The 23396-nt window shown below is 49.3% G+C and carries 24 protein-coding genes, 4 tRNA genes and 1 other annotated feature; of the genes, 22 read left to right on the plus strand and 6 right to left on the minus strand.

Going from position 1 to position 23396, the window contains the following annotated elements; translation table 11 throughout:
• Positions 1-31 precede the first annotated feature (31 nt).
• The 13 genes from pncC to luxS all read left to right on the plus strand — a co-directional run bounded on the left by pncC (position 32) and on the right by luxS (position 10299).
• The gene (pncC, locus tag ACN28R_RS01375) at positions 32-526 is read left to right on the plus strand and encodes a nicotinamide-nucleotide amidase (protein WP_048637751.1); all 495 of its coding nucleotides are present in this window, start codon (positions 32-34) and stop codon (positions 524-526) included.
• A gap of 105 nt (positions 527-631) precedes the next feature.
• Positions 632-1702: a recombinase RecA gene (gene recA, locus ACN28R_RS01380; protein WP_095833367.1), complete on the plus strand. Its 1071-nt coding sequence runs from the start codon at positions 632-634 to the stop codon at positions 1700-1702.
• Between the two features lie 47 nt (positions 1703-1749).
• The gene (recX, locus tag ACN28R_RS01385) at positions 1750-2238 is read left to right on the plus strand and encodes a recombination regulator RecX (RefSeq protein WP_095833368.1); all 489 of its coding nucleotides are present in this window, start codon (positions 1750-1752) and stop codon (positions 2236-2238) included.
• Between the two features lie 137 nt (positions 2239-2375).
• Entirely contained in the window at positions 2376-5003 is a 2628-nt protein-coding gene (gene alaS / locus ACN28R_RS01390) for an alanine--tRNA ligase (RefSeq protein WP_048637754.1), read from the plus strand.
• A 321-nt stretch (positions 5004-5324) separates the two neighbouring features.
• Positions 5325-5510 (plus strand): carbon storage regulator CsrA, encoded by a 186-nt coding sequence (gene csrA, locus ACN28R_RS01395; RefSeq protein WP_048637755.1) that lies wholly within the window; start codon positions 5325-5327, stop codon positions 5508-5510.
• A gap of 304 nt (positions 5511-5814) precedes the next feature.
• Positions 5815-5907 (plus strand) — tRNA-Ser (locus ACN28R_RS01400).
• Positions 5908-5915: 8 nt separating this feature from the next.
• Positions 5916-5992: transfer RNA gene (locus ACN28R_RS01405), tRNA-Arg, on the plus strand.
• A 213-nt stretch (positions 5993-6205) separates the two neighbouring features.
• A tRNA-Arg gene (locus ACN28R_RS01410) sits at positions 6206-6282 on the plus strand.
• Between the two features lie 199 nt (positions 6283-6481).
• Positions 6482-6558 (plus strand) — tRNA-Arg (locus ACN28R_RS01415).
• A 446-nt stretch (positions 6559-7004) separates the two neighbouring features.
• Complete coding sequence (gene yqaB / locus ACN28R_RS01420; RefSeq protein WP_095833370.1) at positions 7005-7571, plus strand: fructose-1-phosphate/6-phosphogluconate phosphatase; 567 nt, start codon at positions 7005-7007, stop codon at positions 7569-7571.
• Positions 7568-7996 carry a YqaA family protein gene (locus ACN28R_RS01425; protein ID WP_048637757.1) on the plus strand — a complete coding sequence of 143 codons (429 nt, stop codon included), beginning with the start codon at positions 7568-7570 and terminating at the stop codon, positions 7994-7996. The genes yqaB and ACN28R_RS01425 overlap by 4 nt, the downstream gene beginning before the upstream one ends.
• An 81-nt stretch (positions 7997-8077) precedes the next feature.
• Positions 8078-9631: a glutamate--cysteine ligase gene (gene gshA / locus ACN28R_RS01430; protein WP_048637758.1), complete on the plus strand. Its 1554-nt coding sequence runs from the start codon at positions 8078-8080 to the stop codon at positions 9629-9631.
• A gap of 152 nt (positions 9632-9783) precedes the next feature.
• Complete coding sequence (luxS, locus tag ACN28R_RS01435) at positions 9784-10299, plus strand: S-ribosylhomocysteine lyase (RefSeq protein WP_048637759.1); 516 nt, start codon at positions 9784-9786, stop codon at positions 10297-10299.
• Between the two features lie 67 nt (positions 10300-10366).
• On the opposite strand, the gene ACN28R_RS01440 is transcribed toward luxS, so the two are convergent.
• A complete protein-coding gene (locus ACN28R_RS01440) occupies positions 10367-11161 on the minus strand; it encodes a cytochrome C assembly family protein (protein WP_048637760.1) in 795 nt (264 codons plus the stop codon).
• Positions 11162-11331: 170 nt separating this feature from the next.
• On the opposite strand from ACN28R_RS01440, the gene ffh reads away from it, so the two are divergent.
• The 5 genes from ffh (at position 11332) to rplS (ending at position 14874) form a co-directional block, all read left to right on the plus strand.
• Positions 11332-12693: a signal recognition particle protein gene (ffh, locus tag ACN28R_RS01445; protein ID WP_048637761.1), complete on the plus strand. Its 1362-nt coding sequence runs from the start codon at positions 11332-11334 to the stop codon at positions 12691-12693.
• 155 nt (positions 12694-12848) lie between these two features.
• Positions 12849-13097 carry a 30S ribosomal protein S16 gene (gene rpsP / locus ACN28R_RS01450; protein ID WP_048637762.1) on the plus strand — a complete coding sequence of 83 codons (249 nt, stop codon included), beginning with the start codon at positions 12849-12851 and terminating at the stop codon, positions 13095-13097.
• Positions 13098-13115: 18 nt separating this feature from the next.
• Positions 13116-13664 (plus strand): ribosome maturation factor RimM, encoded by a 549-nt coding sequence (gene rimM, locus ACN28R_RS01455; RefSeq protein ID WP_048637763.1) that lies wholly within the window; start codon positions 13116-13118, stop codon positions 13662-13664.
• A 38-nt stretch (positions 13665-13702) separates the two neighbouring features.
• Positions 13703-14458, plus strand: coding sequence for a tRNA (guanosine(37)-N1)-methyltransferase TrmD (trmD, locus tag ACN28R_RS01460; protein ID WP_095833371.1), 756 nt, complete (start codon positions 13703-13705; stop codon positions 14456-14458).
• A 68-nt stretch (positions 14459-14526) separates the two neighbouring features.
• Positions 14527-14874: a 50S ribosomal protein L19 gene (rplS, locus tag ACN28R_RS01465; RefSeq protein ID WP_048637765.1), complete on the plus strand. Its 348-nt coding sequence runs from the start codon at positions 14527-14529 to the stop codon at positions 14872-14874.
• Positions 14875-14971: 97 nt separating this feature from the next.
• Here rplS and ACN28R_RS01470 read toward each other — a convergent pair whose 3' ends face one another.
• Together ACN28R_RS01470 and btsR are read right to left on the minus strand one after the other, a co-directional pair.
• On the minus strand, positions 14972-15319 hold the full coding sequence (locus ACN28R_RS01470; protein WP_095833372.1) for a DUF2799 domain-containing protein: 348 nt from the start codon (positions 15317-15319) through the stop codon (positions 14972-14974).
• Positions 15320-15368: 49 nt separating this feature from the next.
• Positions 15369-16085: a two-component system response regulator BtsR gene (gene btsR, locus ACN28R_RS01475; protein ID WP_095833373.1), complete on the minus strand. Its 717-nt coding sequence runs from the start codon at positions 16083-16085 to the stop codon at positions 15369-15371.
• A 229-nt stretch (positions 16086-16314) separates the two neighbouring features.
• On the opposite strand from btsR, the gene ACN28R_RS01480 reads away from it, so the two are divergent.
• Both ACN28R_RS01480 and tyrA read left to right on the plus strand, forming a co-directional pair.
• A complete protein-coding gene (locus tag ACN28R_RS01480) occupies positions 16315-17388 on the plus strand; it encodes a 3-deoxy-7-phosphoheptulonate synthase (protein ID WP_095833374.1) in 1074 nt (357 codons plus the stop codon).
• Positions 17389-17393: 5 nt separating this feature from the next.
• Positions 17394-18515 (plus strand): bifunctional chorismate mutase/prephenate dehydrogenase, encoded by a 1122-nt coding sequence (gene tyrA, locus ACN28R_RS01485; RefSeq protein WP_095833375.1) that lies wholly within the window; start codon positions 17394-17396, stop codon positions 18513-18515.
• A gap of 56 nt (positions 18516-18571) precedes the next feature.
• Here tyrA and pheA read toward each other — a convergent pair whose 3' ends face one another.
• From pheA to bamD, 3 genes are all read right to left on the minus strand, one after another.
• Positions 18572-19732: a bifunctional chorismate mutase/prephenate dehydratase gene (gene pheA / locus ACN28R_RS01490; protein ID WP_048637770.1), complete on the minus strand. Its 1161-nt coding sequence runs from the start codon at positions 19730-19732 to the stop codon at positions 18572-18574.
• Between the two features lie 89 nt (positions 19733-19821).
• Positions 19822-19950, minus strand: a sequence feature (Phe leader region).
• 196 nt (positions 19951-20146) lie between these two features.
• Positions 20147-20485: a ribosome-associated translation inhibitor RaiA gene (gene raiA, locus ACN28R_RS01495; protein WP_048637771.1), complete on the minus strand. Its 339-nt coding sequence runs from the start codon at positions 20483-20485 to the stop codon at positions 20147-20149.
• A gap of 298 nt (positions 20486-20783) precedes the next feature.
• A complete protein-coding gene (gene bamD / locus ACN28R_RS01500) occupies positions 20784-21518 on the minus strand; it encodes an outer membrane protein assembly factor BamD (RefSeq protein WP_095833376.1) in 735 nt (244 codons plus the stop codon).
• A 133-nt stretch (positions 21519-21651) separates the two neighbouring features.
• On the opposite strand from bamD, the gene rluD reads away from it, so the two are divergent.
• A complete protein-coding gene (gene rluD / locus ACN28R_RS01505; protein ID WP_095833377.1) occupies positions 21652-22629 on the plus strand; it encodes a 23S rRNA pseudouridine(1911/1915/1917) synthase RluD in 978 nt (325 codons plus the stop codon).
• A gap of 7 nt (positions 22630-22636) precedes the next feature.
• The gene (yfiH, locus tag ACN28R_RS01510; RefSeq protein WP_095833378.1) at positions 22637-23362 is read left to right on the plus strand and encodes a purine nucleoside phosphorylase YfiH; all 726 of its coding nucleotides are present in this window, start codon (positions 22637-22639) and stop codon (positions 23360-23362) included.
• The last annotated feature ends 34 nt before the right edge of the window (positions 23363-23396 follow it).

Below are 23396 nucleotides of genomic sequence, written 5' to 3' on the forward strand. Positions count from 1 at the left end.
CTTATCAATTCCTGATTAGGATAGTGCGGCAATGACGGAAAACGACATTTTACAATTAAGTGGTCTGGTCGGCGATCGGCTTAAGGCCCGTGGTGCGAAGATGACCTGCGCAGAGTCCTGTACCGGGGGATGGTTGGCTAAGGTTATCACCGATGTGGCAGGTAGTTCCGGCTGGTTTGATTATGGCTTTGTTACATACAGTAATCAGGCCAAACAAGATCTGGTTAGCGTGAACGAAAATACGTTGGCTAGCCACGGCGCCGTGAGTTCGGCGGTGGTGCAGGAAATGGCCGCGGGGGCGCTGATTGCCGCCGGAGCGGATTTCGCTGTCTCTGTTAGCGGTATTGCCGGGCCGGATGGCGGAACTGATGAAAAGCCGGTGGGCACGGTCTGGTTTGGTTTTACTGATAATCAGGGACATGCCTTCACCCGCAAAGCGTTATTCAGCGGAGACAGGCATACCGTGCGTTTGCAGTCCGTCCATTTTGCGTTGCAAACGCTGTTGGATGAATTTCTGCAAAATTAATCTTGATGCTGTATGCACATACAGTATAATATTGGAAATTATTCGGTAATCCATGATTGAACGGCCGGTAGAGAAACAGCTTTACGCCGTATGACAGGAGCAGAAATGGCTATTGATGAGAACAAGCAAAAGGCACTGGCCGCAGCGCTGGGTCAGATCGAAAAGCAATTTGGTAAAGGTTCTATCATGCGTTTGGGCGAGGATCGCTCAATGGATGTTGAAACCATTTCAACCGGTTCCCTGTCCCTTGATATCGCATTAGGGGCGGGCGGTTTGCCGATGGGCCGTATTGTTGAGATTTATGGCCCGGAGTCATCGGGTAAAACGACGCTGACACTACAGGTGATTGCCGCGGCGCAGCGTGAAGGTAAAACCTGTGCCTTTATCGATGCGGAGCACGCACTGGATCCGATTTACGCCAAGAAGCTGGGCGTTGATATCGATAACCTGCTGTGTTCTCAGCCAGATACCGGTGAACAGGCGCTGGAAATCTGTGATGCGCTGACGCGCTCCGGTGCGGTGGATGTCATTATTGTCGACTCCGTCGCCGCGCTGACGCCGAAAGCTGAAATCGAAGGTGAAATCGGTGATTCGCATATGGGGTTGGCCGCTCGCATGATGAGCCAGGCGATGCGTAAATTGGCCGGTAACCTGAAACAGGCTAATACATTGCTGATTTTTATTAACCAGATTCGAATGAAGATTGGTGTGATGTTCGGTAACCCTGAAACGACGACGGGTGGTAATGCGTTGAAGTTTTATGCATCTGTTCGTCTGGATATTCGCCGCATCGGTTCTATCAAAGAGGGCGAAGAGGTCGTTGGTAGTGAAACCCGCGTCAAGGTAGTGAAAAACAAAGTGGCCGCGCCTTTTAAACAGGCGGAATTCCAGATTTTGTACGGTGAGGGGATTAACATCTACGGCGAGCTTGTCGACCTGGGCGTTAAGCATAAGCTGATTGAGAAAGCGGGTGCCTGGTATAGCTATAACGGTGAAAAAATTGGGCAGGGTAAAGCCAACGCATGTAATTATCTGAGAGAAAATCCGGCTATTGCGGATGAACTGGATAAGAAACTGCGTGAGATGCTGCTGCATAAGAGCAATGAGTTATCTCCTGCCATTGATGGCGAAGCTTATGACGAAGCCGCCGCAGGTGAAGGCGATAAAGAGTTTTAATGTTGGCCGGGTTATTTGTACCGCAACGGTGTTCATTGAGTTGGTGAATGAGTAAACCATTACGTTATGCGATGAACGTGCTTTCCGTCCGCGATTATAGTGAAGTTGAAATACGCCGCAAGCTTGCGGCGTATTTGCATAAGACGGTTACTGAAAGCGCTGATGTTGATGAAATGGCTGCGCGTGCTTCCGTAGAAGAAATCGAGTCAGCCATTGCCTACTGCACTGAGCACGGCTGGTTGGATGATGAACGCTATGCGCGTCGTTATATCAGCAGCCGTAGTCGTAAAGGCTATGGCGTTCAGCGCATCAAAGCAGAGTTAGGCCAGAAAGGTATTGATAAGGCAACCATCACCGCCGCATTAAACGAATGTGATATTGACTGGTATGAACTGGCTAAAATCGCGGCAGAAAGAAAATTTGGGCATCTTCTGCCTGTTGAGTGGAAAGAAAAAGCAAAACTTCAACGATATTTGCAATACCGTGGCTTTTCCCATGAGGAAATCCATTCCATTTATGCTAATTTTTCAGATTGAATGCATACGGGATTTTACTTCCCATCGAAGAAAATTTATCTTATTCCCACTTTTTGTTCGTGAGTTGCACGGTAGCGTCAGCATGCTGCACTAACCTTGCCCGCGATCTGTTCTTCTAGCTTGATACCAGGACAATTATGAGCAAGAGCACCGCTGAGATCCGTCAAGCGTTTCTCGATTTTTTCCACAGTAAGGGACATCAGATTGTTGCCAGCAGCTCTCTGGTGCCGAATAACGATCCAACGTTGTTATTCACCAATGCAGGTATGAACCAGTTTAAAGACGTATTTCTTGGACTGGATAAACGCAGTTATTCACGGGCGACGACGTCACAGCGCTGCGTACGCGCTGGCGGCAAGCATAATGACCTGGAAAACGTTGGTTATACCGCTCGCCATCATACCTTCTTTGAAATGTTGGGTAATTTCAGCTTCGGCGATTATTTTAAGCACGATGCTATCCACTATGCATGGGAACTGTTGACCGATCCCAAGTGGTTTAACCTGCCGAAAGAAAAATTATGGGTAACGGTATACGCCACCGATGACGAAGCCTACGACATTTGGGCAAACGAGATTGGCGTTCCCCATGAACGTATTATCCGTATCGGCGATAATAAAGGGGCTCCTTATGCTTCAGATAACTTCTGGCAGATGGGGGATACCGGTCCTTGTGGTCCTTGTAGCGAAATTTTCTACGATCACGGTGAGCATATCGCGGGGGGGCCGCCGGGAAGCCCGGATGAAGACGGCGATCGCTATATAGAGATTTGGAACCTCGTCTTTATGCAGTTCAACCGTCAGGCTGACGGGACATTGCTGCCGCTGCCCAAACCTTCCGTTGATACCGGTATGGGCTTAGAGCGTATTTCCGCGGTGTTGCAGCACGTGAACTCCAACTACGAGATTGATTTATTCAAAACGCTGATTGCCGCTGTGGCCAACGCGGTGGGAACGACCGACTTAGACAATAAGTCGCTGCGTGTTATTGCCGACCATATCCGTTCTTGCGCTTTCCTGATTTCTGATGGCGTGATGCCGTCAAATGAAAATCGGGGTTACGTTCTGCGCCGTATCATCCGCAGAGCGATTCGCCATGGAAATATGCTCGGTGCGACCGATACGTTCTTCTATAAGCTGGTCGCTCCGCTGATTGACGTGATGGGCCCAGCCGCCGACGAACTGAAGAGTCAGCAGGCGATGGTTGAGCAAGCGCTGAAAACGGAAGAAGAGCAGTTTGCGCGTACGCTTGAGCGTGGTCTTGCGCTTTTGGATGAAGAAATAAAAGGTCTGAAAGGGGATACGCTGGACGGAGAAACCGCTTTCCGTTTGTATGATACCTATGGTTTCCCGCTCGATCTGACGGCGGATGTTTGTCGTGAACGCGGTTTGAAAGTCGATGAAGAAGGATTTGACCGGGCCATGGATGCGCAGCGGGCGCGGGCGCGTGAAGCCAGTGGTTTTGGTGTCGATTACAACAATCTTGTCCGTGTGGATGCGAAGACGCCGTTCTCTGGCTATGAGCAAAATCAGCAACAGGCGCATGTCATCGCGATCTATCACAATGGTAATGCGGTAGAACAGATTGATGCGGGTCAGGACGCCGTTGTTATTCTGGATGAAACGCCATTTTATGGCGAGTCGGGTGGACAGGTTGGCGATCGGGGCGAATTAAAAGGCGCTAACGTCAGCTTCGTGGTGCAGGATACGCAGAAATACGGTCAGGCCATCGGCCATGTCGGTCAGCTGGCTCAAGGTTCGCTGCGAGTGGGTGATAGCGTGGACGCGATCATTGATAGCGAACGCCGTAATCGAATTCGCCTTAACCATTCAGCCACCCACTTATTGCACGCCGCGTTGCGTCAGGTTTTGGGCGATCATGTCGCTCAGAAAGGTTCTCTGGTCAATGATAGCTACCTGCGTTTCGACTTTTCACATCCTGAAGCGATGACTCCTGAGCAGGTTCGTCAGGTGGAAGATATCGTCAATGCGCAGATTCGCCGTAACTTGGCGATACAAACGGATGTCATGGCGCTGTCTGATGCAAAAGAAAAAGGGGCGATGGCTCTCTTTGGCGAGAAGTATGAAGATCACGTGCGGGTATTAACCATGGGTGATTTTTCTATTGAACTGTGTGGCGGCACGCACGCCAGCCGTACGGGGGATATTGGCCTGTTCCAGATCGTATCTGAGTCTGGTACGGCTGCCGGTATCCGTCGTATTGAAGCGGTTACCGGGGAAAATGCGCTGACGGCGTTGCACCACCAGAGTGATGTTTTACAAGATGTCACACAGCTTTTAAAAGGTGATAGTAATAATCTGGTTGATAAGGTACGTTCTGTACTTGAGCGTACCCGGATGCTGGAAAAAGAGCTCCAACAGTTGAAGGCGCAACAGGCCGCGCAGGAAAGCTCCTCGCTTTCAGGCAAGGCGAAAGAGATCAATGGCGCCAAACTGCTGGTCACTCAGTTGGACAATGTTGAGCCCAAAATGCTTCGCACCATGGTTGACGATCTGAAAAACCAATTAGGTTCGGCCATCATTGTGTTGGCAACGACATCGGAAGGTAAGGTTAGCCTTATTTCCGGGGTAACGAAAGACCTGACAAACCGGGTGAAAGCCGGGGAGTTGATAGGTTTTGTTGCTCAGCAGGTTGGGGGTAAAGGCGGCGGGCGCCCTGATATGGCGCAGGCCGGCGGCAGTGATATCGCCGCTTTACCCGCTGCGTTAGCCAGCATTGAACCTTGGGTGGCTGATAAGCTATAAATATTAAATCAGAGTGTTATCCTAGCAAAACGCCATAACTTCATTGGTTTTGGCGTTTTTGTCTTGCCGAAAAGGCTTCCGGCAAGCAAGATGAATGCGATGCTACCTTCGATGTTATTAAGTTGGATAGGCTTGCAAGTCTTGTTGTGGTAACAAAGGCACAAGCTACTTATATCGACTAAACTAACAGTAGCGACAAACAAATGAGTGAGATGGTGAGAGTTATAACTTCCATCTAGGTTTACGTTTTCACGGCACATGATGGATAATGACGGGGAGACAGAGAGACCCGACTCTTTATAATCTTTCAAGGAGCAAAGAATGCTTATTTTGACTCGTCGAGTTGGCGAAACCCTCATGATCGGCGATGAGGTAACGGTTACCGTACTAGGGGTAAAAGGCAATCAGGTGCGTATAGGTGTTAACGCTCCTAAAGATGTTTCTGTCCACCGTGAAGAGATCTATCAGCGAATCCAGGCAGAAAAATCGCAACCGACATCGTATTGATCGGCAAGGCGTCTCGCGGAAACGAGACGCTATTGTTGTTTTTCCGCGTTTTCCCCTTTTTGTCTGCTTGCTAACACGCTTTACCTCCTTCGATTATCTTTTCTCACGACAAGATAAGCGTCTGTTTTTCTGTTGATAAAATCCTCTTTTTGCTGTGAATCTGCCCGTCTTGGATGCGAATTGCGCAAACGAACATAAGTTGGGAAAAAGTATTTGACTTATAAGTCCGGGAAAGTAATATGTGCGCCACGCAGTACCGGTGACGACCACAAGAAACATCCGATGGTAGTCGCAGGTAAGGTTTGGTGAGGTGGCCGAGAGGCTGAAGGCGCTCCCCTGCTAAGGGAGTATGCGGTCAAAAGCTGCATCGAGGGTTCGAATCCCTCCCTCACCGCCATTTATTTTGCATCCGTAGCTCAGCTGGATAGAGTACTCGGCTACGAACCGAGCGGTCGGAGGTTCGAATCCTCCCGGATGCACCATATTGAGTTGGAATGGCAGTCATCCTGGTCTGATATAATTCGTTTTTTTCAAACGATGGCCAGGGAGGATAACATTGCTTCAGCAACGGCCCGCAGGGCGAGGCTTTGCCGAGTCATCCTCCCGGATGCACCATATTATGAATGGTAAGTTTAATCGGCATTTTAGTGCCGGTAGTGAAAAGCAAACACTACGTTATACCAAGAATCATCAATGCATCCGTAGCTCAGCTGGATAGAGTACTCGGCTACGAACCGAGCGGTCGGAGGTTCGAATCCTCCCGGATGCACCATATTAAGTTGGAATAGTAGCAACCCCGGTCTGATATAACTCGGCGTTTCGCCAAACGAAGACTAGGAAGGATAATGTTGCTTCAGCAACGGCCCGCAGGGCGAGGCTTTGCCGAGTCATCCTCCCGGATGCACCATTCTTGATATCCTGCGTTATCTGGCGCCTAATAGCCATTCGCTAAGACAGTTTCTCACTCTAATGCATCCGTAGCTCAGCTGGATAGAGTACTCGGCTACGAACCGAGCGGTCGGAGGTTCGAATCCTCCCGGATGCACCATATTAAGTTGGAATAGTAGCAACCCCAGTCTGATATAATTCGGCGTTTCGCCAAACGAAGACTAGGGAGGATAACGTTGCTTCAGCAACGGCCCGCAGGGCGAGGCTTCGCCGAGTCATCCTCCCGGATGCACCATATTGAATTAGAATAGCAGCAATCCTGGTCTGATATAATTTCCTTCCCTTTCTCTGCTTCTTCATCCTTTTTTGTTCTCACTGTTCACGTCTTAAACGTTGTATATCACCGTTTTTCTTGCGGTATGCCAGGTTTATCTTTTTTTGTTCGCCGCTTTACCTGGCTGATTAATTCCGTTTTTGGCACTCGTTCGATAAATGACATTACCAGCATCAGTAATACTATGATTTTTATGTGCTTATTGAATAAGCGACAATGTTTTAACTTTGCGATAAAGTAGGACACTTATTTTCAGTGATCATGGAGTCATGATGTACGATCGCTATCAGGGTCTAATCTTTGATATGGACGGCACCATCCTCGATACGGAACCCACGCATCAGAAAGCATGGAACAGCGTGCTGGCAAGGTATGGGATTAGCTATGATCCCGCTGCCATGTCGGCATTGAACGGTTCTCCGACCTGGCGTATCGCCCAGGAGATTATTAGCAGTAATCAGGCGGATATCGATCCCCATCGGTTAGCTGCCGAAAAAACAGCCGTGATGGAGGAGATGCTGCTGGATACGGTAACGCCATTGCCGCTGATTGATGTCGTCAAAGCATACCGGGGACGTCGTCCGATGGCGGTTGGCACGGGGAGTACGCATAGTATGGCGGACCGACTTTTGAAGCATCTTGGGTTACGCGACTATTTTGACGCAATTGTCGGTGCGGATGACGTAGATAATCATAAACCGTTTCCTGATACCTTCTTACGTTGCGCTGAACTGATAGCCGTTGCGCCAGAAAACTGCGTGGTGTTTGAAGACGCGGATTTTGGTATTGAAGCTGCCGTACGAGCAAAAATGGCCGTGGTTGATGTCCGTAAACTGTGAGTGAGTTTTGGGCCGCTTTTTCTCTCTTCTGGAGTAGCCTGCTGAGTGCGACGCTGTTGCCTGGTAGCTCGGAAGTCTTGCTCGTTTCTTTGCTGGTTTCTGATAATGCCCGGCCCCTATTGCTGATTATGGTGGCGACGCTGGGGAATACACTGGGTGGATTAATCAATGTTTTTATCGGGCATTTGCTGCCTCCGCCAAAACAACAGACGGGATATGGTTTGGCTGTGCGCTGGTTAAAGCGTTACGGTTCGACTGCGTTATTATTTAGTTGGGTCCCGATAGTTGGCGACTTGTTGTGTATATTGGCGGGTTGGCTGCGCATGCCTTGGGCGAGTTCGGCGATTTTTATCTGTATTGGAAAAGCGCTGCGCTATATCGTTTTGACCGGGATAACCCTGCAAGGTATCGCATGGTGGTCTTAATCAGAAAAAAATGAGATCTGGTGTGGTTTATCAAGTTTCAATTATGCTTACAAACATTACATTTAACATCGGGAGGTCGATTTGATCCCGGATATATCACAGGCGCTTTCCTGGCTGGAGCATAATCCTCAGGCAGTGAAGGGTATCCAGCGTGGAATTGAACGTGAAACTTTGCGCGTTATGGCTGATGGGCACCTTGCCACAACCAGACATCCAGAGAAATTAGGCGCGGCGTTAACGCACCCGTGGATTACAACGGATTTTGCTGAGGCATTGTTAGAGTTCATTACGCCGGTCGATAAAGACATCGATCATCTGTTGGCGTTCTTGCGCGATATTCATCGTCATGTTGCTCGTAATCTCGGTGATGAGAGAATGTGGCCATTGAGCATGCCGTGCTTTATCGCTAATGAGCAGGATATCGAACTGGCGCAATATGGTTCATCCAATATCGGGCGTTTTAAAACCCTTTATCGTGAAGGGCTGAAGAATCGTTATGGCGCGTTGATGCAGACGATTTCCGGCGTGCACTATAACTTTTCATTGCCGCTGTCATTCTGGCAAGCCAGGGCAGGTATCAGTGATATTGAAAGCGGTAAGGCGGAAATTTCGGCTGGATATTTCCGTTTGATCCGAAATTACTACCGCTTTGGCTGGATCATTCCGTATTTATTTGGCGCGTCTCCCGCTATTTGTTCTTCCTTCCTGCAAGGTAGAGAAACATCGTTGCCATTTGAACGTACAGATACAGGGATGTGCTACCTGCCTTATGCAACATCTCTGCGGCTGAGCGATCTCGGTTATACGAATAAATCGCAAAATAATCTGGGTATTACGTTTAACGATTTGAACACCTACGTGGCGGCGTTGAAACGGGCGATAAAAACCCCTTCCGAAGAGTATGCCAGGATTGGGGTGAAGAAAGACGGTCGCTATCTGCAACTGAATACCAACGTATTGCAGATTGAGAATGAACTTTATGCGCCAATAAGGCCGAAGCGTGTTACCCGGGCTGGAGAGTCACCCTCCGACGCCTTGCTACGAGGCGGGATTGAATATATCGAAGTGCGTTCATTGGATATCAATCCTTTCTCGCCTGTCGGGGTCAGCGCCAGTCAGGTGCGTTTCCTTGATTTGTTCCTGATTTGGTGTGCGTTGGCGGATGCGCCGGAAATGAGTGCGGATGAGCTGCTGTGTACCCGTAAGAACTGGAACCGGGTGATACTGGAAGGCCGTAAACCGGGGCAGACCGTCGGTATGGGATGTGAAACCGCACAGCATCCGATCGCCACTGTCGGCAAATCGTTATTTACCGATTTACGCCGCGTGGCGGAGGTGTTGGATAACGGTAATGCTCAACCCTATTATCAACAGGTTTGTGATGAGTTGGTTACCGGTTTCGACGATCCTGAAAGCACGTTCTCCGGCCGGTTACTTAACTTAATGAAAGAAAGCGGTAATCGCGGGGTTGGACTTCATCTGGCGGAAGAATACCGTAAGATGCTCTGCCATGAACCGTTGCAGGTATTGACAGAAGGACAACTGACGGCGGAAAGTGAACGCTCGTGGCGTCGTCAGCGGCAGATCGAAGCGGACGATAAAATCGGTTTTGATGCGTATCTGGCCGCCCAATAAATAAAGAAAAGGCCACATGTAAATGTGGCCAAATGTACATATCTAATAGGGATGATGATAAATGCGCGTCTTTCAAGTAATCAGACTCGCATGAAACAGAAAAGTTCCTGTAAATGAGAAAAAATGAATTTTTTCTATGAGGAGGTGGCTTTATGCCGTTACTAGATAGTTTTACCGTAGATCACACCCGTATGGCGGCGCCGGCCGTCAGGGTTGCCAAAACCATGAAAACCCCTCATGGCGATACGATCACCGTATTTGACCTGCGTTTCTGCCGCCCTAACATCGAAGTGATGCCGGAACGTGGTATTCATACGTTGGAACACTTATTTGCCGGTTTTATGCGTGACCATCTGAATGGCGATGGGGTAGAGATTGTTGATATTTCCCCTATGGGCTGCCGTACCGGTTTTTACATGAGCTTAATTGGCACGCCTGACGAGCAGCGCGTTGCGAATGCCTGGAAAGCGGCAATGGAAGATGTGCTGAAGGTGACCGATCAACGTAAAATCCCTGAGCTTAACGAATATCAGTGCGGATCGTATGAATTGCATTCGCTGACTGAAGCCCAGGATATCGCCCGGCATATTCTGGCTCACAACATCGGTATCAACCATAATGATGAACTGGCGTTGCCGAAAGAAAAACTGTCAGAGTTACATATCTGATTGGCAAAAGTAAAAAAAGAGAGCCGCAACCGGCTCTCTTTTTCTTATGGCGTGATGGCTAGCTGTATCAAGCCGCAACGAAGTGCTGAATTACCCGGCTGCCGAAGTAGGATAGCGTCAGTAACAGCGCGCCAACCAGGCTAAACCATACCACTTTCCGTCCGCGCCATCCCTCGTGGTAGTGTCCCCACAACAGCAGGATATAGATGAACCAGGCGAACAACGAGAACAGCGCCTTGTGCAGATTCTCTTTGTTGTTGATCACGTCATCCATATAGAACAAACCGGTACACAGCGTCAGCGTTAGAAGAATCACGCCGACCTGCGTGATGTGGAACATTTTTCGTTCGATGCTCATCAGCGGCGGCATATCGGCGGCGAAGCTCAGCTTTTTATTCTTTAACAAATAATCCAGCCATGCCAGCTGTAGCGCATAAAGTGCGGCGATGATTAGCGTCGCGTAGGAAAATAGCGCCAAACCGATATGGAACAATAGCCCCGGCGTGGTTTCCAGATGGGTGATGAACTCGCCCGGCATAAAGCTGGCAAACGCCAGATTGATTAGCGCAAATGTATAAATAATTGGCAGCAGAAACCACCCGCGATCCCGTGAGGCGACAATCGTCATTACTGTGCAAATGATGAGGCTAACAAGGGAGCCGATATTCAACAGGCTGAGGTTTTGTCCCGCCTGAACATCAAAAATGCGTTGATAAAGCGCCACTGCATGGCAGATAAGCGCAACGCTGGCCGAGAGTATTGCCAGCCGACGATATGCACTGTTCTTGCGCAGCAGACTGGGGATAATCAGTCCAAGGCTGAGTGTGTAGGCGATTAAAGCTACAATGGCGAAAACAGACATACGAGTAGGTTATTAAATATCAACTAAGTAAAATGAGCTGTCAGTATAGCGTTAGTCGCCATGGGCACCAACTGTTCTCCACCCGAGGCGCAGAGATCGCCGCGGCTTTCGTGTTATAATCCGTTTCATTCGCGTCGCGGTAGCGGCTTGTCTTACATTGAGCATGAGATATGTTTGAAAATTTAACCGATCGACTATCGCGCACATTGCGCAATATCAGCGGCCGCGGGCGGTTGACTGAAGACAATATAAAAGAAACGCTGCGCGAAGTTCGCATGGCGTTGCTTGAAGCCGACGTCGCCTTACCCGTGGTGCGAGAGTTTATTAACCGGGTAAAAGAGCGGGCTGTTGGTCATGAGGTAAACAAAAGCCTGACCCCAGGGCAAGAGTTCGTCAAGATCGTTAAGAATGAACTTGTCAGTTCGATGGGGGATGTTAATGCTGAATTAGACCTCGCCGCCCAGCCGCCGGCCGTGGTGTTGATGGCGGGTCTGCAAGGGGCGGGGAAAACCACCAGCGTTGGTAAATTAGGTAAGTTTCTCAAAGAAAAACAAAAGAAAAAAGTGCTGGTGGTTTCTGCCGACGTATACCGCCCGGCGGCCATCAAGCAGTTGGAAACGCTGGCGCAAAGCGTCGGGGTCGATTTTTTCCCGTCGGATGCGCAGGAAAAACCGATCGATATCGTCAGCCGGGCGCTGCAGCACGCCAAGCTGAAGTTCTATGATGTGCTGTTAGTCGATACCGCCGGGCGTCTCCATGTCGATGATGCCATGATGGATGAAATCAAACAGGTTCACGCGGCGATTCGCCCGGTAGAAACGCTGTTTGTCGTTGACGCCATGACCGGGCAGGATGCCGCGAATACGGCAAAGGCCTTCAATGAAGCATTGCCGCTAACCGGGGTTATCCTCACCAAAATTGATGGCGATGCTCGCGGCGGTGCGGCGTTGTCTATACGGCATATCACCGGTAAGCCAATCAAGTTCCTCGGCGTTGGCGAAAAAACGGAAGCGCTGGAACCGTTTTATCCAGAGCGTGTCGCCTCGCGTATTCTTGGCATGGGCGATGTCTTGTCCCTTATCGAGGATATTGAAAGTAAGGTTGACCGGACTCAGGCGGAGAAACTTGCCAAGAAGCTGAAAAAGGGCGACGGATTCGATCTGACCGATTTTCTGGAACAGCTGAAACAGATGCGCAATATGGGCGGCATGGCCAGCCTGATGGGCAAAATGCCCGGCATGGGGCAGTTGCCCGATAATGTGAAGTCGCAGATGGATGACAAGGTTCTGGTGCGGATGGAAGCGATCATTAATTCCATGACGCATCAGGAACGGGCGAAGCCCGAGATTATTAAAGGTTCGCGGAAACGCCGCATCGCGACGGGTTCCGGGATGCAGGTGCAGGATGTCAATCGTCTTCTGAAGCAGTTCGATGATATGCAACGGATGATGAAGAAAATGAAAAATGGCGGCCTGGCGAAAATGATGCGCGGTATGAAAGGTATGATGCCGCCAGGGTTTCCGGGGCGTTAATCGCAGGAAATCGGTTGAATAGACAAAGCATCTCAAGTTTATACGCTTTAGATTGCTTTTTGCGCCAAAATGAGTAAGATCTTGGGGCTTTTTATATGACACTGGGCCCCGTTCCTCGATGGGGCCCGGTTGTTTTATTAACTAAAGAGGATGTTATGGTAACAATTCGTTTGGCACGTGGCGGCGCGAAAAAACGCCCGTTTTATCAAGTTGTCGTGACCGATAGCCGCAATGCGCGCGATGGTCGCTTCATTGAGCGCGTAGGCTTCTTCAACCCGATCGCAACCGGTCAGGCAGAAGCTCTGCGTTTAGATCTGGATCGAATCGAACATTGGGTTGGTCTGGGTGCAACGGTTTCTGATCGCGTAACTTCGCTGATCAAAGACGCAAAAAAAGCAGCGTAATCTGTTGCGGTGGTGGCAATGAGCAAGCAACTCAGCCCGACAGATCCCGTTAATCCCATCGTATTGGGTAAAATGGGGTCGACTTATGGCATCCGAGGTTGGCTCAGAGTGTTTTCATCCACCGAAGATGCTGAAAGCATTTTTGATTATCAACCTTGGTTCATCCAGACAAAAAGCGGTTGTCAGCTTGTCGAAATTGAAAGCTGGAAACACCATAATCAGGATCTAATCATCAAGATTAAGGGTGTTGACGATCGTGAAGCGGCAAACTTACTGACTAATTGCGAAATTATCGTCGATTCGTCGCAGTTGCCCGATCTGGATGAAGGTGATTATTACTGGAAGGATCTTATTGGCTGTCAGGTCGTAACCGTAGCAGGTTATCAACTGGGGAAAGTCATTGATATGATGGAAACCGGTTCAAACGATGTGATGGTGGTAAGAGCTAACCTGAAAGATGCCTTTGGGGTCAAGGAGCGGCTGATTCCGTTCCTCACTGAACAGGTTATTAAGCGTGTTGACCTTTCTGCTCAAACTATTGAAGTAGATTGGGATCCTGGTTTTTGAACTCTGAATTGACCGGCAGTATTAAGTGGAACGAGACTATGTGGATTGGGGTTATTAGCCTGTTTCCAGAGATGTTCCGCGCAATTACTGATTACGGAGTCACTGGCCGGGCAGTTAAAAATGGCCTGCTGAGCGTACAGTATTGGAGTCCGAGAGACTTCACTTACGATCGGCATCGTACCGTGGACGATCGCCCTTATGGCGGCGGTCCCGGAATGCTGATGATGGTGCAACCCTTGCGGGATGCGATTCAGGCAGCAAAAGTAGCGGCAGGCGAAGGTGCTAAAGTGATCTATTTATCACCTCAGGGTCGTAAATTAGATCAGCAAGGCGTGCGTCAACTCGCGGCAAACCAGAAAATGATTCTGGTTTGTGGTCGGTACGAGGGAATTGATGAGCGCGTAATTAAAACCGAAATTGATGAAGAATGGTCAATAGGCGATTACGTTCTCAGCGGTGGGGAATTACCGGCAATGACCCTGATTGATTCTGTGTCCCGGTTTATACCGGGGGTTCTGGGTCATCAGGATTCGGCAGAAGAGGATTCTTTCGCTGATGGATTGTTGGATTGCCCCCATTTCACTCGTCCTGAAGTGTTGGCAGGTATGGATGTTCCGCCAGTTTTACTGTCAGGCAACCATGCTGAAATACGTCGTTGGCGTTTGAAGCAGTCGCTGGGCCGAACCTGGCTTAGAAGACCTGAACTTCTGAAAAGCCTAGCTCTGACTGACGAGCAAGCAAAGTTGCTGGCTGAATTTCAACAGGAATATCAGTCCGGGCAACAACAGTATTAGGTGGTCGTCCAGGCATGACCTGACGTGACGAACCCAAATATCAGTTTACCTAGGGTAAGAGACATATTATGAGCAACATTATTAAGCAAATTGAACAAGAACAGATGAAGCAGGACGTACCTGCATTTCGTCCGGGTGATACCGTAGAAGTGAAGGTATGGGTTGTTGAAGGTAGCAAAAAACGTCTGCAGGCATTCGAGGGCGTGGTTATCGCTATTCGTAACCGCGGTCTGCATTCTGCATTCACTGTTCGTAAGATTTCTAACGGCGAAGGTGTAGAACGTGTTTTCCAAACACATTCTCCAGTAGTGGATAGCATTACTGTTAAACGTCGTGGTGCCGTACGTAAAGCCAAATTGTACTACCTGCGTGAACGCACTGGTAAGTCTGCCCGTATTAAAGAGCGTCTTAACTAATAGCGCGCTTTCGCAACATCCGAAAGTAATTAGTTATCAGGGGTTTAGCCATCGGCTAAACCCTTTTTTCATCGCCACTCTGCCGCCTTCCTATCCGTTAATTTATGCCTTGTTGCCACAGTGCGCGTAATTGTTCGGCATTGGCGACGCCATCACAACTGGCGGGGAAATTTTTGCCGGCTTTTCCCCACTCATGCATATTCTCGGTTTGGCAAAAGGCCGCCTGCCCTGCGTTGTATCCGAATAAATAGGACTCACGATCTACCTGGGGATCGCCGAACCACTCCGCCAGCGTACTATTATCTTTGACCACCATGCCGGATACGGCGTCTTTGTAACCCGCATCGTACCAGAAGTTTTTTTCTCCATTAACCGTTGGCGCAGAGGCGTTGTTTTGGCACCCGGTGATAAAAAGAATTACAGCCAGAATATAACTGTATTTCATAACCGAACCTGTCATCAGTGTGGGCATGTCCATAAAAATCACACTATTTTTATGCGATGCCTAGTTTTTCTTTTAACAATTTCAGATAACGACGACTTACCGGAATATGTTTGCCCGTGTTGGTGAGCACTTCTGCCGCACCGTTTTCCATCAGTTGAATCTCTTTCAGTAGATCCGTATTGACCATATATTTCCTGTGGCAACGCACAAAGGGGGTTTTTTCTTCCAACGTTTTTAGCGAGAGCTGGGTATAACCCGACTCGTTTACACCAACAACATGCACTCCGCTAAGTTCAGAACTGAGATATTCAACCTCATCGACCTTAAGTAAAAAAATGCGGTTATGTCCGTTGCACGGAATATGGCGAAGATAGGGCTCGGTAATTAGCTGTACGTTTTTGTTTACACTTGTACCGCGCCGTAATCGATTTAGCGTTTTGCTGAGCCGCTGTGAGTCCAGTGGTTTTAGCAGATAGTCAAAAGCATGTTCTTCGAACGCGCGTACGGCATATTCATCATAGGCGGTTACGAACACGACGTAAGGCATGTTTTCCGGATCCAGCATCGCCGCTAATTCCAAACCACTGACTTTTGGCATCTGTATATCCAGAAAAATAACGTCAGGCTGTAAGCGATGAATTGCCGGTATCGCCTCCAGCGCATTACTGCATTGGGCGATGATCGTTATGTCCGGTTCATTTTCCAGCAATAAAGCCAGCTCTTCGCGAGCGGGTAATTCGTCGTCAATAATGATGACTTTCAACATTGTCCCCCCTTATGTTCCGCTGATTCTACCACTATTCATGCCAGGGATTGGAATGATGAAAAGCAGAACGGGGTATCAGAGTCGGGGCATTTCACAGTAATATTCATGGGTGGTAATTTTAGTTTACGGATATGGATTGATAAATTTACGGTTCGTGTTATGGTATAAGCATAATGCATAGTCGCATTTATCGATTACGCCATACAGGACTTACCAGGAATATATGAACATGCAAAAAGATTCGCTTAACAACATTAATATTGTTGAAGAACAAATACTTATCACTCCGGATGAGTTAAAGGCGAAATTTCCACTGAGTGACGAAGAGCAGAAGGCCATCGCCCGCGCCCGTGAAACTATTGCCGATATTATTCATGGGCGCGATCGGCGTTTGCTGATTGTGTGCGGACCCTGTTCAATTCACGATACCGATGCCGCGCTGGAGTATGGTCGTCGCCTGCAATCCCTCTCTGCGGAGTTGGGCGACCGCTTGTACATCGTCATGCGGGTATATTTCGAGAAACCCCGTACCACTGTCGGTTGGAAAGGATTAATCAACGATCCCCATATGGATGGTTCATGCGACGTGGAGGCGGGGTTGCACATCGCTCGCGAACTACTGCTCAAGCTGGTCAATATGGGATTGCCGCTGGCAACCGAAGCGCTGGATCCGAATAACCCGCAGTATCTAGGGGACCTGTTCAGTTGGTCTGCGATTGGCGCTCGTACCACCGAGTCACAAACACACCGTGAAATGGCGTCAGGTCTGTCAATGCCGGTAGGTTTTAAAAATGGAACCGATGGCAGTCTTGGTACGGCGATCAATGCGATGAGAGCGGCGGCCATGCCGCACCGGTTTATGGGGATCAACCAATCCGGACAGGTTTGCCTGTTGCACACACAGGGAAATGTGGATGGGCATGTTATTTTACGCGGCGGCAAAAAACCGAACTACAGCGCGCAAGATGTTGCAGAATGTGAAAAACAGATGCTTGATGCGGGACTGAAACCGTCCCTGATGATAGATTGTAGCCATGGTAACTCAAACAAAGATTACCGTCGGCAGCCTATCGTGGTTGAGTCGGCAATTGAGCAAATTAAGGCAGGCAACCAATCTATCATTGGTCTGATGCTGGAGAGTCATCTTCACGAAGGCAGCCAGTCTTCAGAACAGCCTCGTTCAGAAATGCGCTATGGCGTATCGGTAACCGATGCCTGCATTAGTTGGGAAAATACAGAAACGTTGCTGCGTTCCGTACATCAGGAGATTGGCGCAGAACGGGTAAAACATTCAGGAGAGTAACAGTAATGGTAGCTGAACTGACCGCATTGCGTGATCAGATAGATGAGGTAGACAAAGAGCTGTTAACACTATTATCACGCCGGTTGCGTTTAGTGGCTGAAGTAGGTGAGGTGAAAAGCCGTTACGGCTTGCCTATCTATGCGCCAGATCGTGAAGCGACAATGCTCAGTTTGCGCCGTAAAGAGGCTTCTCAGTTGGGGGTGCCGCCCGACCTGATTGAAGATATCTTGCGCCGTGTTATGCGCGAGTCATATTCCAGCGAAAACGACAAAGGATTTAAAACCCTGTGCCCGCAACTTCGCCCGGTGGTTATCGTGGGCGGTCGCGGGCAAATGGGGGTGCTGTTTGAAAAAATGCTGACGTTGTCAGGCTATCAGGTCAGGATCCTGGAACAAGAGGACTGGCCGAAAGCTGAAACCCTGCTGTCGGATGCCGGTATGGTTATCGTCAGCGTGCCTATTCATCTGACAGAGCAGGTCATCGCCCGTCTGCCTAAACTGCCGGATGATTGTATTCTGGTTGATTTGGCCTCGGTAAAGAATGGTCCTTTACAAGCGATGCTGGCGGCACACAACGGGCCTGTACTGGGGTTGCATCCTATGTTCGGGCCGGACAGCGGCAGCCTGGCTAAACAGGTAGTCGTCTATTGTGATGGGCGTCAGCCGGAATCTTATCAATGGCTGCTGGAGCAAATACAGGTTTGGGGCGCTCGTTTACATCGTATTAGTGCGGTAGAGCATGACCAAAATATGATGTTCATTCAGGCCTTGCGGCATTTCGCTACCTTTGCTTATGGTTTGCATTTGGCGGAAGAGAACGTACAAATAGAGCAATTACTCGCGCTGTCATCGCCTATTTATCGCCTGGAGTTGATCATGGTGGGGCGGTTGTTCGCTCAGGATCCGCAGCTATATGCTGATATCATCATGTCTTCCGAAAATAATCTGGCATTAATTAAGCGTTATTATAAACGCTTTGGTGAAGCTATTGCGTTGCTGGAGCAGGGAGATAAAGCGCAATTTATCAATAGCTTCAAAAAAGTGGAGCACTGGTTTGGCGACTATGCGGGACGATTTCAGGCGGAAAGCCGAACGTTATTACGGCAGGCCAATGATATCCGCCAATAACCACCGTATTAATCCTCAAGTCTTGCCATCGCGGCGGTTTACCGCGATGGCTTCCTTCATTCGGTTACGTCCACGGGAACAACGTTTTCACTGGGGTAGCAGCCTAAAACTTTGAGTGAGCGCGTAATCGACGTCAATCCCTGCAGCGCTTTCTGCATCGCCTCGCTGCGCAGGTTCGCCTGTACATCAATATAGAACATTTCCTCCCAGGGATTTCCGTTAATCGGCCGGGACTCCAGTTTGGTCATAATGATGCCGTGATCGCGCAGCACCAGCAGCGCTTCAACCAGTGCGCCGGACTGTTGTCCTGTCGCCATGATCAGCGTGGTCTTGGCTGGAACCTGTTCTGAAACCTCAATGGGCTTACGGGCCAGAATAATAAACCGGGTGATGTTTTGCGACTGGTTGGCCAGGTTATGTTCCAGAACCTTTAACTGGTACAGCATACCGCCTGCTTCACTGCCTAATGCGGCGGCTTTGGGAGAGTTGAGCGCCGCCACTTTTTCCATTGCCGCAGCGGTACTTTCGCAGTATTCAATTTTCCAGTTAGGAAAACGGTTGATGAAATGACTACACTGCTGGAACGGTTGCGGATGACTATAGACCGTCTCTATCTGATCGAGATCCGTATCGGTAGCGACTAAAACACAGTGATTAATCGGATTCGACAGTTCACCGACGATCGATAACCCGGTGTGTTGTAACAGGTCATAGACATCGTTAATTGAACCTGAACTGGTGTTTTCAATCGGCAGCACGGCGTAATCAGCTTGACCCGTCTCCACCATATTGAAAATGTCCTGGAATTTCTGGCAACCGCACTCGATGAGTTGCTCGAAATGTCGCGCTGCATACTGGCGGGCCGCCAGGTGTGAATAGGATCCCTTGGGGCCAAGAAAGGCGATACGCGCCGAGTGAGCGGTTGTTTGATTGAGATGATGTTGCAATAACGCCTGCTGTGTCAGCACCGAGTCTTCAATAATGATCTGGAATAAACGGGTAATGTAGTGACCATCAAGGTGATATTTTTTCCCAGCAGCAGTGAGCTTATCCAGTAAATCACGCTCGCGTTCTTTATCGCGGATAGGGCGATGAGAAAGTAGCTTGCTGCGTGCAACCTCAAGCGCCAGTTCCCGTCTTTCTGCTAGTAATCCCAGTAGTTTTAAATCCAGTTCACTGATGCGTTCACGTAGAACCAGTAGTGGGTTATCGGTCATTATATTGTTACCTGTTTGTGTTACCTGTTTGCTGTCCTGATAAAAAATCGCCAGCGACGGCCCGAAAGGGGGCGGACAGGGAGCCTACCATAAAAAAAGCCTCCTGTTTTCAGGAGGCTTTTTTGTTCGTCTTCGTATTCTTGCTCTTACGACGAATCGCCTCCCAAGTTCAGGGGAAGGTGAAAAAGAATACGAAGAAAAACGATGAGTTAGTCATGTTGACCCAGTATGAAAGCATGAATAAGAAACACAATAGTGTGTAAGGTAACTGTTGGCTTTTCATCCTGTCAATACAAAATCGCCGCAAGCAAATTTTGAACAACGCGTGGCGTTAGCGCTTTAGCGGGGCGGACAAGGACGCCCGCCATACAAAAACGCGCCAACAGGCGCGTTAGATAGCTGGAATGATGGCGATTACTCTTCTTGCGGAACTTGAAGGTTGGCATCTTTGACGCAGGTAGCGGCACGACGCGCTTCGCCTTTATGTTGAACCTTGTTTAGCTGACGCTCAAGTTTAGCAATGAGTTCATTGATGGCGGCGTACATATCTTCATGCTTGGCACTGGCTACCAGAGGTCCATTTGGCGTACTGATTGTTGCGTCGGCAACGAAACCCTGTGGTTCTTTTGACAGAATGATATGCGGGTTAATCAGATGGGCTTGCCACTTATCCAGTTTGGAGAGACGGTCTTCGACATGCTGGCGTATTGCGGGGGTAATATCCATTTGCTTGCTGGTAATATTGATAGTCATATAACTTACCTCTCTGTCTTTGTCCGTCTTGGATAAATTCAGCATAACGCGGGTGAGGATAAAATGCGTGATTATGATCACTTTTTTTTGTCACTTTTGGGCAAAAAAACATGATTTGTGAGGCGAGATCGGGAGTTGATGGGAAGTGCTTGAGAGGGGGGATGAGCTATGTCATTATTGAGCGGATGACCTATCCGCACCCCGCCTGGTTTCTATCTTTCCCTTTTGCCGTAGGCAAAAAACAGACATAAAAAACGGCAACCTAAGCTGCCGTTGGATTGTTTTTTGTTCAGTTATCTTAAGCCGGATTTGCCGCAATGATTTTCGCGACTTTATCCGCCTGTGCGGCTAACTGAAGCTCGCGGTAAGCATTTTCCATCAGCGGTAACGCGTCTTTCGTTGCGTGAGTATCTGGATAATCGCGTAGCATTTGCTCCACCCGATTAACTACTGCCACATAAGCGCCACGTTTCGTGTAGTATTGCGCGACAGAAAGTTCATATTTAGCCAAACGTTCTTTCAGATAGACCAGACGCTTATTGGCGTCGGTCGCATACTGGCTGTTTGGATAGCCCTGAATTAGACGGCTAAAGTCTCGGAAGGCCGTGCGGGCATACTGGGGATCGCGATCGGAACGATCAACGCCAAAGAATCCCTGCAATGCGCTGTCATCGAGAGCCATATCTGTCAATCCGCGCATGTACAAGACATAATCAATATTTGGATGCGTGGGGTTTAATCGCAGAAAACGATCGATAGAGGCCTGGGCCAAAGGTAGCTCAGCAGATTTATAGTAGGCGTAAATTAAATCCAACTGCACCTGCTGAGAATAAGGACCAAATGGATACCGGTTGTCCAGTGCTTCCAACTGCGTGATGGCTGCTCTAAAGTTACCGTCCTGCAATTTTTGTTGCGCATTGGCATAGAGTACAGATGGCGGACTGTCAGGAACCGCATCTTTGGAACCGTTGGAGCAACCAACCAGCGCCAGGCTCAACGTGGCGGCAGCCACCAGATATTTCATACGCGTCATGACGTTTTGATTATCCTCAGAGTGTTATTCCGGGAAACTGTCCGTTAAGCTCCCGATTTAGACCAGCTACAATAGTACATTATTTTAAACGGCATCGCCGTGAAAACCCAACGTTAACGAAGAAGCTGCAACTATGGCACAACAAGTACAACTCACCGCAACGGTGGCCGAATCCCAACTCGGACAACGTTTAGATCAGGCTTTGGCCGAATTGTTCCCTGATTATTCACGATCTCGTATAAAAGAGTGGATTCTTGATAACCGGGTACAGATTAACGGTAATGTAATCAATAAGCCAAAAGAGAAAGTACTGGGTGGCGAATTGGTTGATATTGATGCAATCATTGAAGAAGAAGCACGTTGGGAAGCGCAGGATATCGCGCTGGATATCGTGTATGAAGATCAGGATATCCTGGTCATTAATAAACCCAGAGATTTGGTCGTTCATCCTGGCGCTGGCAATCCTGACGGCACGGTGCTCAATGCGCTATTGCATTACTATCCTGAGATAGTGGATGTTCCGCGGGCGGGTATTGTTCATCGTTTGGATAAAGACACCACGGGACTAATGGTGGTGGCGAAAACCGTCCCCGCCCAGACCAGACTGGTTGAATCATTACAGGCGCGTGAAATTACGCGTGAATATGAGGCCGTTGCCATTGGCACCATGACCGCGGGGGGAACGGTGGAGGAACCCATCGCCCGCCATGCAACAAAACGCACGCATATGGCGGTTCATCCTATGGGGAAACCGGCGGTCACCCATTATCGAATCATGGAACATTTCCGCGCGCATACGCGGTTACGTCTGCGGCTGGAAACGGGGCGCACCCACCAGATTCGTGTGCATATGTCGCACATTAGTCATCCTTTGGTGGGGGATCCTTTATATGGTGGACGTCCGCGGCCGCCCAAGGGCGCTTCAGAGGAATTTATTACGGTGCTGCGTGGTTTTGATCGGCAGGCGTTGCATGCCACGATGCTACGCTTATATCATCCTATCAGTGGGATACAAATGGAATGGCATGCGCCTTTGCCACAGGACATGGTCGATCTCATTAATGCATTAAAAGCGGATACCGAAGCGTTCGAAGATCAACTCAATTGGTGATTAAATAATGCTAATACATCCTGACTGGCCTGCCCCGGAGAGCATCCGGGCATGTAGCACAACGCGTAACGGCGGCGTCAGTTTGCCGCCGTACGATGCGCTTAATCTTGGAAACCATGTCGGCGATGATGCAGAAAAAGTGAGGATAAACCGTCAGATCCTGTCGGATAAGGCCGGATTACCCTCGATGCCGCACTGGCTGGAACAGGTTCACGGTACGCATGCGATTCGTATCGACAGTATGCAGCAGCCCGCCGTTTGCGGTGATGCGGTTTACACCGATCAAAAAGGGCAGGTTTGTGCGGTGATGACCGCCGATTGTTTACCGGTACTGTTTTGTTCCGCTGCGGGTGATGAAGTCGCTGCGGCTCATGCCGGTTGGCGCGGGTTGTGCGCCGGCGTACTGGAAGAGACATTGTCCTGTTTTCGCGCCAGACCGTCTCAGATTATGGCATGGCTTGGTCCTGCCATCGGTCCCGAAAAGTTTGAAGTCGGGCCGGAAGTCCGGGAAGCATTTATCCAACATGACGCCATGGCGATATCCGCATTTAGGGCTAATGGAGATAAATTTCTTGCCGATATATATCAGCTGGCCCGCTTACGTTTACGTGCTGGCGGAGTAACGCAGGTCTTCGGTGGAGAGCTGTGTACCGTCAGCGATCCGCGGAGATTTTTCTCTTATCGGCGTGATGGTGTGACGGGCCGTATGGCAAGTTTAGTCTGGCTGATATAACCTATTGAATTAAGACGATCCACGGCAAATAACA

This window comes from Brenneria goodwinii, assembly GCF_002291445.1.
GTDB lineage: Bacteria > Pseudomonadota > Gammaproteobacteria > Enterobacterales > Enterobacteriaceae > Brenneria > Brenneria goodwinii.